The 14,621-nt window shown below is 72.8% G+C and carries 8 protein-coding genes; 3 read left to right on the top strand and 5 right to left on the bottom strand.

Annotated elements, in window-relative coordinates; translation table 11 throughout:
* Positions 1-47: 47 nt before the first annotated feature.
* Positions 48-980, bottom strand: a complete 933-nt coding sequence (locus ACFVUH_RS03770) for a hydrolase (protein WP_355364527.1) — start codon at positions 978-980, stop codon at positions 48-50.
* A 308-nt stretch (positions 981-1,288) separates the two neighbouring features.
* On the opposite strand from ACFVUH_RS03770, the gene ACFVUH_RS03765 reads away from it, so the two are divergent.
* A complete protein-coding gene (locus ACFVUH_RS03765; protein WP_355364524.1) occupies positions 1,289-2,392 on the top strand; it encodes a HoxN/HupN/NixA family nickel/cobalt transporter in 1,104 nt (367 codons plus the stop codon).
* A gap of 87 nt (positions 2,393-2,479) precedes the next feature.
* Here ACFVUH_RS03765 and ACFVUH_RS03760 read toward each other — a convergent pair whose 3' ends face one another.
* The 3 genes from ACFVUH_RS03760 to ACFVUH_RS03750 all read right to left on the bottom strand — a co-directional run bounded on the left by ACFVUH_RS03760 (position 2,480) and on the right by ACFVUH_RS03750 (position 9,516).
* On the bottom strand, positions 2,480-8,713 hold the full coding sequence (locus ACFVUH_RS03760) for a DNRLRE domain-containing protein (protein ID WP_387910988.1): 6,234 nt from the start codon (positions 8,711-8,713) through the stop codon (positions 2,480-2,482).
* Between the two features lie 262 nt (positions 8,714-8,975).
* On the bottom strand, positions 8,976-9,248 hold the full coding sequence (locus tag ACFVUH_RS03755) for a hypothetical protein (RefSeq protein ID WP_355364518.1): 273 nt from the start codon (positions 9,246-9,248) through the stop codon (positions 8,976-8,978).
* Between the two features lie 7 nt (positions 9,249-9,255).
* On the bottom strand, positions 9,256-9,516 hold the full coding sequence (locus ACFVUH_RS03750; protein WP_387910986.1) for a hypothetical protein: 261 nt from the start codon (positions 9,514-9,516) through the stop codon (positions 9,256-9,258).
* A 334-nt stretch (positions 9,517-9,850) separates the two neighbouring features.
* Here ACFVUH_RS03750 and ACFVUH_RS03745 point away from each other — a divergent pair, with 334 nt between their 5' ends.
* Together ACFVUH_RS03745 and ACFVUH_RS03740 are read left to right on the top strand one after the other, a co-directional pair.
* Entirely contained in the window at positions 9,851-10,840 is a 990-nt protein-coding gene (locus ACFVUH_RS03745; protein WP_387910984.1) for a LuxR C-terminal-related transcriptional regulator, read from the top strand.
* A gap of 229 nt (positions 10,841-11,069) precedes the next feature.
* On the top strand, positions 11,070-13,499 hold the full coding sequence (locus ACFVUH_RS03740) for a lamin tail domain-containing protein (protein ID WP_387910982.1): 2,430 nt from the start codon (positions 11,070-11,072) through the stop codon (positions 13,497-13,499).
* 68 nt (positions 13,500-13,567) lie between these two features.
* Here ACFVUH_RS03740 and ACFVUH_RS03735 read toward each other — a convergent pair whose 3' ends face one another.
* Positions 13,568-14,485, bottom strand: coding sequence for an SGNH/GDSL hydrolase family protein (locus ACFVUH_RS03735; protein WP_355364506.1), 918 nt, complete (start codon positions 14,483-14,485; stop codon positions 13,568-13,570).
* Positions 14,486-14,621 lie beyond the last annotated feature (136 nt).

Here is a 14,621-nt window from a genome sequence, read left to right as displayed (position 1 = left end):
GCGCCCGGCGAGCGGACGGCCGGGCGCGCGGGAGGCGGCAGGGGCCGTCAGGCCTTGCTCAGCCAGGCGGTGGCGTTGAGGGCGAGGGCGGCGTTGGTGCCGGCCGGGTCGTTCCAGCCGTTGAACAGGTTGTTGCCCGGCTGGCCGGTGCCGTCGTCGGCGGGCGAGCTGTCGCCCCAGGCGGCGACCCGGCCGGAACCGTAGCCGCTGGTGAGGAAGAAGGCGCCGGTGTTCGCGGAGTAGCCGGTGCGGTAGACGATGCCCTTGACCTTGGGGTTGTCGGCCGGCTTGAGGGTGAAGGTGGTGCCGGAGCGCAGGATCGAGCCGGTGACGGTGCCGAACGGGCCGTGCAGCACCGGGTCGGCGGCGTCGTTGACGGCGCGCGGGTTGTCGGTGGAGATGTTGGCGATGTCCACCGAGAAGCCGAACGGGTCGTTGTTGTTCACGCCGTTGTTCGTCAGCAGGTCGTTGATGATCGCCGGGGAGTCCCAGCCGTCGTTGTTGCGGTCGCTCTGGTTGTGGTCGGAGATCAGGAAGAGCCCGCCGCCGTTCTGCACGAAGCGGATGATCGCGGACTTCTCCGGGGCCGACAGCCGGATGTTCGGCTCGGGCAGCACGAAGGTGTCGAAGTTGGCGAGGTCGAGCGCGGCGCCGGTGCCGTAGCTGATGGTGGAGCCGGCCGGGAGGGTCTTGAGGCTGTACTGGCCGGTCTTCTGCAGGGCGACGCCCCAGGCGGAGAGCGCGCCGGTCCAGCTCTTCTCGGTGGTGGGGTTGGCGTTCTGGACGAGCGGGTCGGGCTGGGCGGTGGAGATGATCCAGTCGGCGTTGCCGGCGGTCTCGCCCTTGCTGTTGTCGAACAGGACGCGGTGGGGGAGCGCGGTGGTCGCGGCGGAGGCCGGGGCGGGGGCGCCGAGGGTGGCCAGGCCGGTGGCGAGCAGGGCGGACGCGGCCAGCGCGGCGGCGGGTCGAAGGTTCATCATGTGCCGTCCCTCCAGAGGGGGTTGGGGTTCGGGGCAGTTGAGTATCCGCGCGTAGAACGGCGCTCGCGGGGCACTCCGGGTTACCGCCACTTGTACGGTGCATGACGATCTCGGCGCGGCGGTCCCGCTCCCTGGCCGGCGGTCCCGCTCCCGGGCCGGCGGTGCCGCGAGCCCGTTCGACCGCTATCCGGTGACCAGGTTGTAATTGCGAATGACTTGCAACTATTTGCGACAAGAAGGAAAGATGGCCCAGCTCCGAGGGCCGGACAGGACCCCGGAGCTCCGACGGCCTCATGAAAGGACCCCCGATGACCGGCCCCCGCTGGCGCGATCGGCTCACCCGTGAGGAGTGGATCCGCCTCGCAGGAATGGGCGGCTTCATCCTCGCCCTGCACGTGATCGGCTGGTTCACCCTGCTCGCGCTCGTCGCGCCCGAGCACTACGACGTCGGCGGCCAGGTCTTCGGCGCCGGCATGGGCCTCACCGCGTACACCCTCGGCATGCGGCACGCCTTCGACGCCGACCACATCGCCGCCATCGACAACACCACCCGCAAGCTGATGGGCCAGGGCAAGCGGCCGCTGTCGGTCGGCTTCTGGTTCTCGCTCGGCCACTCGTCGATCGTCTTCGGCCTCTGCGCGCTGCTGGCCTTCGGCATCCGCTCGCTCGCCGGGCAGATCGAGACGGACGACTCCACCCTGCACGAGACCACCGGCCTGATCGGCGTCGCCGTCTCCGGCACCTTCCTGCTCGCCCTCGGTCTGATCAACCTGGGCGCGTTCAACGGCATCCTCAAGGTCTTCCGGCGGATGCGCGAGGGCGAGTTCGACGAGGCCGAACTGGAGGCGCAGCTGGAGAAGCGCGGCTTCATGAACCGCATCCTCGGCCGGGTGACCAAGGCCGTGACCAAGCCCTGGCACATGTACCCGGTCGGTCTGCTGTTCGGCCTGGGCTTCGACACCGCCACCGAGGTGTCGCTGCTGGTGCTGGCCGGCGGCGCGGCGGCGTTCCAGCTGCCGTGGTACGCGCTGCTGGTGCTGCCGATCCTGTTCGCCGCCGGCATGAGCCTGCTGGACACCATCGACGGCTCGTTCATGAACTTCGCCTACGAGTGGGCGTTCTCCAAGCCGGTCCGCAAGATCTACTACAACCTGACCGTCACCGGCCTGTCCGTCCTGGTCGCCCTGGTCATCGGCTCGATCGAGCTGATCGGGCTGCTCGGCGAGAAGCTCGACATCACCAGCGGGCCGGTCGCCTGGATCGGCGAGCTGAACCTCGACCTCGTCGGTTACGCCATCGTCGGCCTCTTCGTGCTCACCTGGGCGGCGGCGATCGCCTACTGGAAGTTCGGCAACGTCGAGGAGAAGTGGTCGGCCGGGCTCACCGCCGCGGCCGCCGAGAAGGGCGAGTAGCACCACCCGGCGACCTCGGAGCCGAACGCGGGAGGCCCGCCCGACCTGGTGGTCGGGCGGGCCTCCTAGCTCAGCCGGGTGTCCGGGTCAGCAGCTGGTCGTCCAGGACCGCACGCCCGGGAAGGGCAGCGAGTTCCAGCCGGCCGCGCCGATCGCGATCGCCAGGCACCGGTGGTTGTAGTACGCCTTCGAGGCCATGTGCTGCACGTAGCCGGAGTAGGCGCCCGCCGCGAGGGCGAAGCCCGTGCCGACCGGTCCGAGCAGGCCCACGCCGACCCAGATCGGGCCGTAGACGTAGTGGGCGTTGCGGCCGATCTTCCCGGTGTACGCGCGGTTGAAGTAGAAGGTGAGCTGCGCCAGGTACTTCAGGCCGCGCCAGCCGATGTGCGCCTCCAGGTGCGCCCAGAGGCGGCCCCAGGAGTAGTAGCGGGTCTTCGACCAGCTCCAGCGCCCGTCCAGGTCGAAGGAGTTCACCGGGTCGGTCGGGTAGGTGTAGGCGTTGGCGTTGCCGCCCGGGACCGGGTCGGCCTGCAGGAACCGGCCGAGGCTCGGGTCGTACAGCCGGGAGCCCATCAGGACGACGCCGCTGGCGGTGGAGGAGTCGCGCTGCTCGCCGCCGACCCAGCCGTAGCCGGTCACCGGGTCGCCGAGGCTGACGCCGTACTCGTCGAAGGCCCGCACGCTCAGCGCCTGGGCCGGGTCCAGCGGCAGCTGGACGGACACGTCGCCGTGCAGGTTGGTGAGCTGCAGGACGGTGCCGTCGGTGGCACCGGTGATGGCGCCGAGCGTGCCGCCGAGGTCGGTCACGCTGCGGGCGACCGCGCCGTTGCCGGCCTTGGACCAGCTGGGGCTGTCGCAGGCGCAGCCGTAGTGGTTCACGCTGGTGGCCGTGGTGCTCCAGGTGCCGTCGCCGGCCTGGGTCTCGGTGCTGCGGGAGGCCAGCCGGCCGGCCGCGTCCAGCGCCCAGGTGTTGCGCTGGGTGCCCGAGGTCTCGGTGCGGACCAGGTCGTTGGCGTAGTAGCCGAACTGGGCGCCCCCGGGGTGCGTGGTGGTGCGGCCGAAGGCGTCGTACCCGGCGCCCTTCAGCCGGTCGGCCGCGTCGTACTGCGAGCCCACCGTGCTGCTGGTGGAGTCGACGGTGGCCGGGTCGCAGTCCTCCTTGGTGGTGGTCAGCGCGGTCCGGTTGCTGTTCCTGTCGAAGGTGTAGGCGCGGGTGGTGCAGCCGTCCAGGGACTTGTCGGCGGCCTTGGTGAGGCGGCCGGAGGCGTCGTAGCCGAAGACCGACTCGGTGCTGGCGCCGGCGGTCAGCGCGTGCCCGGCCTGCTGGCCGTGGACGGTGAAGTCGGCGTAGTCGGCCAGGACGACGGTGCCGTCGGCGGCGGTGTAGACCTTGCCGGTGAGGGTGCCCTGGGTGTCGTAGCTGTTGGTGAGGACGTAGCCGCCGGGCAGGGTCTGCCGGGTGAGCTTGCCCTCGGAGTCGTACTCGGCGGTCATGGTGCCCGCCACCGAGTCGGTGAGCGACTGCGGCCGGCCGTAGCCGTCGTAGCCCGTGGTGGTGGTGGACGGGGCCGAGTCGGCGCGCTTGACCGGGCGGTCGGCGACGTCGTACTCGGTGGTGGTGACGCTGCCGGCGCCGTCGTCGTAGCCGATGACGCGGCCGAGCCGGTCGAACGTCGTCCGCACGGTGGCGGTGCCGTTGGCGATGCCGACGACCCGGCCGGTGGCGGCGTCGTAGGCGGTGGTGGTGTCCGGCACCGCGGTGCCGGTGCCGCCGGTCACCGCGACCTTGGTGGTGCGGCCGGCCGCGTCGGTGGTCGTGGTGGTGGTGCGGGTGACGCCGTTGGCGGTCTCCCGGACCACGGCCGGGCGGCCGTAGCGGTCGTACTCGGTGGTGCTGGTCGGGATCTCCGCCGGGTTGGCGCCGGCGTCGCCCGCCGCGGCGGCCGGGCCGGTGGAGCAGGGCAGGTCGGCCCACTCCGGGCGGCCGGCGCAGGCACCGGTGCCGGTGGCGGACCAGTAGGTGGTGACGGTGGTGCCGACGTCGGTGCCGTTCGACTTGGGCAGCGAGGTCTTGACGGCCCGGCCCTGGGCGTCGTACGCGACGGTCTTGGTGAGCTTCAGGCCCGCCGGGTCCTCGGTGGTCTGGGTGGCCAGGCCCTTGGCCCAGTCGTAGGCGGTGGCGGTGGTCCGGACGTCGGCGTCGGCGGCGTAGCCGTCGACGCGCGCGCCGATGGTGGCGGTGGTGGGCTCGTTGCTGACCGCGGCGTCGGCCGGACGGCCCTCGTCGTAGGCGGTCGCGGTGTGGGTGCGGGCCGGGACCTCGTCGCCGGCCGGGCGGGCCGGGCTGGCGCCGGAGGCGGCCAGGTCGTGCTCCAGGGTGACCAGGTGCAGCGGGCCGAACTCGTCGGTCTGCCGCTCGCCGTCCGCCGAGTAGACGGTCAGGGTGGACAGCGCCTGGGCGCGGTCGGCGGTGGTGGCCTTGTCGAGGCCGAGCGCGCGCAGCTTCGCCAGGCCCTCGGCGGAGGTGGACAGGGCGAGCGCCCGGTTCTCCGCGGTCAGCTTGCGCACCGCGTTGCCGTAGGCGTCGTACTCGGTGGTGGTGACGCCGCCCGCGGAGGCGGTGTTGACCTCGCGGCCGGAGGCGTTGGTGTACGTGATGCCCGCCTTGGCGAAGTCGCCCGAGCCGAGCAGCCGCCCGTTGTGGCTGGCCGGCGGCGCGTCGGCGGGGAAGATCGCGGTGGCGTCGGTGGGCGCATTGGTCTGGCCCCAGGCGGCGACGTCCGCGGTGCCCAGCTTGTACGGGGCGTTGGCGCCGCTCAGCGGCACGTCGTAGACCAGGTTGGTGGCGGCGGTGCCGTTCACCACGTCGGCGCTGCCCTGCTGGAGGGACGGCCGGGAGGCCGCCAGCAGCATGCCCTCACCGGCGGTGGCGGCGTTGCCGGCCTTGCCGTAGGTGAAGGTCCAGGCGAACTCGCCGGGCGGCGTCAGGGTGATCACCCGGCCGGCCGCGTCGTAGCTGTACGCGGTCTTCAGCGCGGGGCTGATCCGCGGGTCCCACTCCTCGCGCAGGCGGGTCATGTCGTCGTAGCGGTACTCGGCGACGGCGACCGGGGTGGCCGCGGTGGCACCGGGCAGGTTGGACCAGAGCCGGACCTGCTTCACCTGGCCGGCCACGTCGCCGAGCGCGGCGGTGGTGGCGGTGGTGGCGTCGGCGTAGACGTACTCCAGGACCCGGCAGCCGTTGGCGGCGGGGTTGGCGGCGCAGGTGGAGTTGGCGACGGCCGTGGTCGGCGCGACGACGAACTTCGGGCGGGCCAGGGTCTTCCCGCCGGTCACGACCTTCTCCGAGACCACGGTGGTGGTGGAGTTGTCGGTGGCCGTCGAGGAGGTGGTGACCTGCCAGGTGGTGGCGGCCGGGTCGACCTTGGCGAAGGTCGTGGTGGCGCCGTTGGTGCTCTTCAGGGTGAAGGTGCCGGTGAGCGCGCCGGTCAGGGTGAGGGTCTCCGCACCGGGCTCGGGCTTCCAGCCGCCGCCCGTGGTGGCGGTGAAGCCGGTCTCGTGGCCGGTGGCGTCGACGATGGACACCGAGGTGGGCGAGGTCTGCCGGACGTACGCCCAGTCCGAGGAGGTGAGCTCGGCCATGGTGCCGGCGCTCCACTGCGGGCCGAAGATGGCCGCCTGGCCCTCCTGCGCGGCGCCGTTCTCGGGGTGCCGGGAGGAGAAGGTGCGGCCGGTGCTCAGGCCGAAGGCGGAGGCGTCGGTCGCGCTGAGGGTGTAGTCACCGGTGAGGGTGTTGACCCGGCCCGGGCCGACCTCGGCGTCCGGCGCGTTGCCGCCGTTGCGGTCGACGGTGATGGTGTTGGGCTCCGAGGCGTCGGTGCCGGTGCCGACGGTGAAGACCGCGCGGACGTCGACCGGGCCGTCGGTGGCCAGCGTGTCGGTGATGTTCCAGGTCAGCGGCGCGGGCTTGCCGCCGGTGACCGCGAACGGCCAGGCGGCGACGGCGCCGCCGGCGGCGGTGGTGACGTTGGCGACCGGGATGTCGGTCCAGGCGGCCGTCTCACCGCGGCGGTACTGGTAGCGCACGCCGGTCGAGGTGGTCTGGCCCTCGGCGGCCAGCGTGGTGCGGCGGGCCGGGCGCTCGCCGGCGCCGGGCGAGGTGAGGGCCGCGCCCTTGCCCGCGTTGAACACGTAGGAGGTGTCCGCGGAGACGTTGCCGGCCGCGTCGCGGGTGTGCGCGGTGACGGTGTGCCGGCCGCCCTTGAAGCTGAGCGCCGCGGTCACCGGCGTGCCGGTGGTCGCGACGGTCACCCAGGTGCCGCCGTCCAGCCGGTACTGGATGTCCTTCACGTCGCTGCTCGGCGGGGTGAAGGTGAAGGTGCCGGTGAAGTTGCCGGAGGCGTCCGGGGTACCGGCCCACTGGCCGGCCGGGAAGTCGCCGGAGGAGACGGCGGTGGCCGCCGGGGCGGTGGTGTCGACCGTGAAGGTGCGGAAGCCGGACCAGGGGCTGTAGGCGGTGCCGTCCCAGGAGCGGGAGCGCCACTTGTAGGCGCCGGCCGGCAGCGCGGTGCCCGGGGTCCAGGTGAAGGTGGAGCCGGAGGCCGCCATGGCGGTGCGGCCGGACTGCAGCGCGGCGGTGCCGGCGGACGTCCAGACCTCGAAGTCCAGGGCGATGTTGCCGCCGTCGGGGTCGGTCGCCTTGGCCGACAGGGTCGGCGTGGAGTCGCCGGTCACCGCGGCGTTCGCCGGGGAGACCAGGGTGGAGACGGCCGGCGCGGTGTTGTAGGTCACCGACAGGTAGGGCGTGTTGGAGGCCGCGTTGCCGGAGTTGAACTTCTTCCAGCCGTACGGGTCGGTCTCGTCGGTGGCCCGGATGCCCAGTGTGTTGTTGGCGTTGCCGTTGCCGGCCCAGGCCTGCACCAGCGAGGTGATGTCGGTGTTGGTCCAGCCGGCGGCGCAGGAGCTGGAGTAGCCCTTGGTCGCCGTGGTGGTGGCCCACTTGCGGTTCCAGCCGGGCTGGGCCGTCCAGCGGGTGGCGGTGGTCGCCGTGCCGGTGTCCCAGACCTCCCAGCTCTTGGCGGTGCAGGACCAGGAGTGGAACTCCCACAGGTTGAGCTTGGCGGCGGTGACCTGCTTGCCGCTGATGGCGGCCATCGGGAACTGCAGGAAGGAGCGCGCCACCTGGCTGGAGCCGTTGTTGCCCAGCTTCAGCTCGGTCTGGGAGGAGACGTCGGTGCCGTAGCCCTCCTGGACGAACGTGTCGAAGCCGACGCCGATGTTGACCGCCGGGTCGACGGTGACCGGGTAGCGGGTCTCCGGGTCGTTGAGGAAGGCCGCGTCCGGGGTGAGCGTGAGGTCGACGGCGTTGCCGTTCTGGGTGACCTTCAGGGTGACCGGGGCGGTGCGGGTGTGGTCGCCGCTGCGCTCGTCGACCTGTGCGTCCCACATCACCGGGGCGGGCAGGTGGCCCTTCTCCTCGCCGGTCTTCGGGTCGAGGAAGGAGACCGAGTTGTCCGCGTTGTGGCGGGCCTGCAGGCCGGCCGCGTCCAGGGTCATCGTGACGGTGCCGTTGGCGCCGACCGCCGTGCGGTCCTTGAGTTCCAGGAACTGCTCGAAGCCGGTCCGGGTGGACTCGATGACGAGGTCGGTGGCGGTGAGCGCGTTCTCGTAGCGGGCCCTGGTGCCGTCCACCTTGGGGGCGGGCAGGGTACCGCGCCAGGACAGCGACATGGCGGTGCCGTTGCCGTTGTCCAAGGAGACCAGCGGGACGGCCGGAGCCTGCCGGTCGCCGGCGGGGGCACCGGCGGCCTTGAACTTGGAGGCGGCGGCGGCCGGGGTGGCGCCGGCCAGCTTGAGGCCGAGCGGGTGGCCCTTGGCCTTGACGGAGCCGTCGGGCTGCTGGGCCAGGTCCACGTCGATCGGCTGGAGCCTGCCGGAGCCGTCCTTGTACCTGACCGGGCCGGTGGCCATGTCGAGGGTGGTGGTGCCGTCCGGGTTGATCCAGGTGGTGGTGGACTCGGTGCGCTCGCCGACCACCTCGATCCGGCGGTTCTCCAGCCGGGCCTTGAGGTGGGCGGAGGCGATGTCCGCGGCCTCGGCGGCGCCGAGCGCCCGGGCGGTGTCGGGCGCGGCGGGCCTGTCCGCGCCGAGGGCGAAGGACTGGCCGCTCGTCAGGGCGACGACGGCGGCCTCGGCGGCCAGGACCACGGCGAGTGCGACCGCGGTGTTGCGCAGGACGCCGTTGCGGCGGCGTGACGCGGGGGCGGCTGGCACGCCGTCCCCGGCGCGGGGCCGGGGTGGGGTGCCGGTCGGGTGTGACATGGGGCTCCTCGACGGTCTTGGTTGAGCGGGGGTTCGTTCTCGACGGCGACATGCGCCCGTCCACGCGGGCAGGGCGTGGCAGGGCGAGGCAGGGCAGGGCGGACCCGGAGACCGGGCCGCACGGAGACCTGTGATTGGGCATGCGCATGTCAGTAACGGCCTGGTCAAGCCGTAGGCATGAATCGGCCAAATTTGCGGGTGAAGGGAACCGTTCGAAAACCGGACGGAAGGTTAGGAAGCGGCCGGCGGAAGGCCCCGCGGCCTACGGCGGAGCCGCCACCGCGTAGCGGCGCGCGGGGCCGTCCGCCAGCGCCCGGCCGAGCAGGGCGTGCGCCCGCACCTCGGCCGCCTCCCGGTGGGGCGCGCGGACGTACAGCACCAGGCCGACGCCTCCCGGGACGGCGCGGGCGCGCACGTGCTCCAGGCCGTCACCCGGAACCGCGCGTGCCCACAGGGCGGCCTGGACGTCGTCGGCTCCGGCCCCGCCCGTCGGCGCGGCGGAGACGTCCAGGAGGGTCAGATGGACGGCGAACACGGAACGGTCAGTCCCAGCCGATGCCCGGGCCGCTGACCGGGCTGTCCCAGCCGATGGTCCCGGCGCCCGCGGTGTCCCAGCCGATTCCCGGCCCGTCCCAGCCGATGCCGGGGCCGTCCCAGCCGATCCCCGGCCCGTCGGCGGGGGTCGTGGCGGCGAGGGTGACGGCGGACGGAGCGGTCCGCGGGGCGGAGAAGGCGGGGGCGGCGGCGGTGGCGAGGGACAGCGCGAGAACGGTGACGGCGAGCAGTCGGACGGTCTTCGGCACGGCGGTTCCTGTCTGTGCACGGTGGTTCAGGGCGTGTTCGAGAAGGGCGGTGCGTTGCGCGCAGACCGCATCCTCCCGCTGCCCGCCCCCCGTGGGGAGGGAGTGCGGCGGGCAGCATCCGGCCAGGCAGCATGCTGCAACCCCGGGCCGGCCGCCGGGGGTGGCGTCGCCCGCCCGGTTCCCTCCGCAGAACAGACCGGATGGTCCGATTCGGCTCGGCTGACCGGATCGGGCCTTGTGGGGGTGGGACGGCCGACGGAAGGATCGGGGTTCGGCAGACCGGACGGGTATTCATTCGCTTGAGGCGATGCTGTGACGATCAGGGGTCGTTGACGTGCTGGAACTGCTGGGCCTGGACGCCACCGCGGAAGCCGTGTACCGCGAGATGCTCGCGGATCCGGAGGGCGGAGTGGCCGAACTCTGCGAACGCCTCGAACTCCCCGAACCCGAGGTCCGGGCGACCCTCGACCGCCTCGCCGACCTCACCCTGCTGCGGGCCTCCCGGGAGCGCCCGGGCGCCCTGTGGCCGGTCAGCCCGGAGCGCGGGCTGGAGCTACTGCTGCGCCGTCAGGAAGAGGAACTGGCACGCCGACAGCAGGAGTTGGCGGTCTCCAAGGCGGCCGTGGCGCGCGCCGTCGCGGAGTACGCCGCGCTCCGCTCGGCCACCCTGGTGGACGGCGGCGAGCGGCTGGTCGGCCTCGACGCGATCCAGGCCAAGCTGGAGGTGCTGACCGCCCGGCTGACCACCGAGTGCCTGGGCGTGATGCCCGGTGGTGCGCAGTCCGCGGCCAGCCTGGCCGCCTCCCGCCCGCTCGACGAGGACGCCCTGCGGCGCGGCGTCAGCCTGCGCACCATCTACCAGGACAGCGTCCGCAACGACCCGGAGACCTTCGCCTACACGCAGTGGATGACGGGCCTGGGCGGCCGGGTGCGCACCGCCCCGGTGCTGCCGCCGCGGATGCTGGTCTTCGACGGGACCACCGCCGTGGTGCCGATCGACCCGGAGAACACCCGGGCCGGCGCGCTGTGCACCGAGGAGCCGGGCATCGTCGCCTCGCTGGTCGCGCTGTTCGAGCAGACCTGGGAGACGGCCGTCCCGCTCGGCGGGGACCCCCGCCCCGAGGACGCCGCCACCGGTCTGAGCCCCGGCGAGCGCGAACTGCTGCGGCTGCTGTCCACCGGCCTGACCGACGACGCGGCGGCCAAGCGGCTCGGCGTCTCGGTGCGCACGGTACGCCGGCAGATGGCGGCGCTGATGGAGCGTCTGGAGGCGGCGAGCCGCTTCGAGGCGGGCCTGAAGGCGGCTCAGCGGGGCTGGCTGTAGCCGGTCGCGGCGGTGGTCGCGGTGATGGTCGCGGCGGTGGCGACGATCGTCGGACGTAACGGAGAAGTTCACTTCCGGGCTCTTGTCCGGCCATTTTCTACGCGCGTATCTTTGGGCGCTGCGGGGGTGGATCCCGGCCCTCGCACGGCTTTCTACGCGGGTAGCGGGGCGGGGTGCGCGGTGCGCCCGGCCCGACCGACCCTCACCCACAGCTAGGAGTCCCGTTCCGGTGACCACCCCCACTGCTCCCCGTCCGCGTTCCCGCCGCGCCCTGCTGCGCGCGGCGATCCTCCCGGCCGGTCTCGCCGCCTCCCTGGTGCTGGCCCCGCTGCCGGCCGCCGTGGCCGCGCCCTCCGCCGACGTGCTGATCGCCGAGGTCTACGGCGGTGGCGGCAACTCGGGCGCCACCCTGAAGAACGACTTCGTCGAGCTGGCCAACAAGGGCGGCGCCGCCTTCGGCCTGGACGGCTGGAGCATCCAGTACATATCCGCGACGCCGGGTGCCGGCTCCCAGTGGGGCGTCACCCCGCTGACCGGGTCGATCGCCCCCGGCGGGCGCTACCTGGTCGCCGAGTCGGCCGGCGCGGCGGGCACCGTCGAGCTGCCCACCCCGGACGCGGCCGGCTCGCTGGCGCTCTCCGCCACCAGCGGCACCGTCGCGCTGGTCCGCGGCACCGACCCGCTGACCTGCAAGACCGCCGCCGACTGCGCCGCCGACCCGCGGGTGCGCGACCTCGTCGGCTTCGGCACCGCCGTGGTCCACGAGGGCTCGGCCTCGGTGCCCGGCGCCTCCAACACCGCCTCGGTGGCCCGCAAGGCCGGGCTGCCCGACACCGACGACAACGCGGCCGACCTCGCGGCCGGCGCCCCGACGCCGACCAACAGCCGGGGCGAGGTCGCCGAGGGCTCCACCCCGACCGGCCCGACCGAGCCGGGTACCGTGCGGATCCACGACATCCAGGGGAAGACCCGGGTGTCCGAGCGCACCGGCAGGACGGTCGCGGGCGTGCCCGGCGTCGTCACCGGCGTGCGCGCGTACGGCTCCAAGGGCTTCTGGATCCAGGACCCGAACCCGGACGCCGACCCGGCCACCAGCGAGGGCGTCTTCGTCTACACCGGCTCCGCCGACCCGACCGTCAAGGTCGGCGACTCGGTGCTGGTCACCGGCAAGGTGACGGAGTACTACCCGAACTTCAACGGCGGCTCGCAGTCGCTCACCCAGCTGAGCAACCCGGCCGTCACCGTGCTCTCCTCCGGCAACCCGCTGCCGGCCCCGGTGGTCGTCGACACCCGCAACATCCCGGGCACCTATAGCCCGCCGGCCGGCGCCGACGGCACCGTCAACGGCGTCGCCCTGGACCCGGAGAAGTACGCCCTCGACTTCTACGAGTCGCTGGAGGGCATGCTCGTCGAGGTCCGCGACGTGCGGGTGGTCCAGGCCACCGACAAGTACAACGAGCTGTGGGTCGCCGCCGACAAGCAGGACCAGAAGAGCAAGCGCGGCGGCCTGCTCTACGAGTCCTACGCCGAGCCGAACGTCGGCCGCCTGATGGTCCAGCAGCAGGCCCCGGTCTCCCGGCAGCCCTTCCCGGTCGCCAACGTGGGCGACGTGCTGACCGGTACCACCAGCGGCCCGCTGGACTACAACCAGTTCGGCGGCTACACCCTGGTCGCCGGCACCCTCGGCGCGCTCCAGGACAACCACCTGCAGCGCGAGGTCACCGCCCAGGCCGGCGAGCGCGAACTCACCGTCGCCACCTACAACGTGGAGAACCTGGCCGCCACCAACCCGGACGCCAAGTTCGCCGAGCTGGCCGCAGGCATCGTCACCCACCTGCGCTCGCCCGACATCGTCGCCCTGGAGGAGATCCAGGACAACAACGGCGCCAAGAACGACGGCACGGTGGACGCGAGCCAGACCGTGGCCAAGTTCATCGCCGCGATCAAGGCGGCCGGCGGCCCGGCGTACGACTGGCGCTCGGTCGACCCGCAGGACGGCAAGGACGGCGGCGAGCCCGGCGGCAACATCCGCCAGGTCTTCCTGTTCAACCCGCAGCGGGTGTCCTTCACCGACATCCCCGGCGGCACCGCGACCACCGCCGTGGACGTCGCCGGCACCGGCGCCGCCGCCTCGCTGACCGCCTCGCCCGGCCGGATCGCCCCCGCCGACGAGGCGTGGACCAGCAGTCGCAAGCCGCTGGTCGGGCAGTTCTCCTTCCGCGGCAAGAAGGTCTTCGTCATCGCCAACCACTTCAACAGCAAGGGTGGCGACCAGGGCATCGACAGCCGCTTCCAGGCCCCGACCCGCTCCTCCGAGGTCCAGCGGATCAAGCAGGCCACCGTGGAGCAGGCCTTCGTGGCCAAGCTGCTGGCCGCCGACAAGGAGGCCAAGGTGGTCTCGGTCGGCGACTTCAACGACTACCAGTTCTCGCCCGCGCTGGCCGCGCTCACCAAGGACGGCGTGCTGCGCGACCTGGTGAACGAACTGCCGGAGAAGGAGCAGTACTCGTACGTCTACCAGGGCAACTCGCAGGTGCTGGACCACATCCTGGTCAGCCCGGAGGTCGGGTACGCCAAGTACGACGTGGTGCACATCAACGCCGAGTTCGCCCAGCAGGCGAGCGACCACGACCCGCAGGTGGTCCGCATCAAGCCGTGAGGCGGCCGAGCGCACGACCGAGGGGGCGGTGACCGGGTCCGGTCACCGCCCCCTCGGGCGGTTCCCGCTCAGCGCAGGGCGGCCAGGACGGCGTCCGCCATGACCCGCTCGCCGGTCGCGTTCGGGTGGAAGGGGACGGCCGGGGAACCGGGCAGCGCGCCCTCGATCCAGGGGGCGTCCGAGCAGACGTCGTGCCCGCGGGTCGGGGCGGCGGTGTCCACGTAGCCGGCGCCGACCGCCGCGGCGGTGGACCGCAGCATCCCGTTGAGCCGGTCGAGCACGCCGTGCAGGTACGGGACGTCGCCCGGGGCGAGCGGCTGGCGCAGCACGCAGGAGGCACCGTCGGCGGGCAGCACCGAGGGGTAGCCGACCAGCAGGATCCGGGCGTCGGGGGCCTTGGCGCGCAGTTTGCGCACGGTGTCCGCGAGCCGGGGCCCGGTGGCGTCGATCCGGTCGGCGAGGTCGTCGTTGCCGTACTGCCAGGACCAGCTGGACCAGTCCCAGTAGCCGTGGTGGTAGACGTCGGTGCACGGGGTGCCGAGCGGGTTGACCACCGCGCCGGCGATGCAGGTGGCGATCACGTCGCCGATCCCGATGTCGCTGTCGCCGAGGTCGTTGCCGCCGATCCCGAGGGTGATCAGGTCGGTGTCCGCGGTCACCGCGTCGATCTGCGGGTCGTTGACCCGCAGGAAGGCGTCGTACTGGGCCTGGGTGATCGACTTGACCTTGGCGGCGGCGCAGGTGACGTCGCGGTAGGCGGTGGCGTTCAGGGCGGCGGCGACCAGGTGGCCGTAGTTGCGGTCGGAGCGCAGGCAGAGGCCGGCCGACTGGTTCGGGACGCCGGCGCCGGACGCGTAGGAGTCGCCGAGCGCCACATAGCGGTGCGGGGCGGGGGTGGCGGCCTGGGCGCCGGTGGCGGTCATCGCCAGGGCGGCGCCGAGTGCGGTGGACGCGAGCAGCAGGGAATTCCGGGCACGGCGGAGCACGGTTCCTCCTGGGGGAGAGAAACGGGTGGGGGACGTACCAGCCGGGCCACAGCTACTACCGACAGGTAAGTTACTGGCAGGTTTCGTCGCCGTCCATGCCGCGCGCAGACATTTCCGGAAACCCGCCGAAGGTTTC

It is taken from the genome of Kitasatospora sp. NPDC058032, assembly GCF_042885845.1.
Lineage (GTDB): Bacteria > Actinomycetota > Actinomycetes > Streptomycetales > Streptomycetaceae > Kitasatospora.
Note: the sequence above shows the minus strand (reverse complement) of the source record. Positions and strands in the feature narration are given on the sequence as shown.

Excerpts from the sequence above, each read along its gene's own strand:
- ACFVUH_RS03770 (WP_355364527.1), bottom strand. The coding sequence starts at position 980 with ATGATGAACCTTCGACCCGCCGCCGCGCTGGCCGCGTCCGCCCTGCTC.
- ACFVUH_RS03760 (WP_387910988.1), bottom strand. The coding sequence starts at position 8,713 with ATGTCACACCCGACCGGCACCCCACCCCGGCCCCGCGCCGGGGACGGC.
- ACFVUH_RS03765 (WP_355364524.1), top strand. The coding sequence starts at position 1,289 with ATGACCGGCCCCCGCTGGCGCGATCGGCTCACCCGTGAGGAGTGGATC.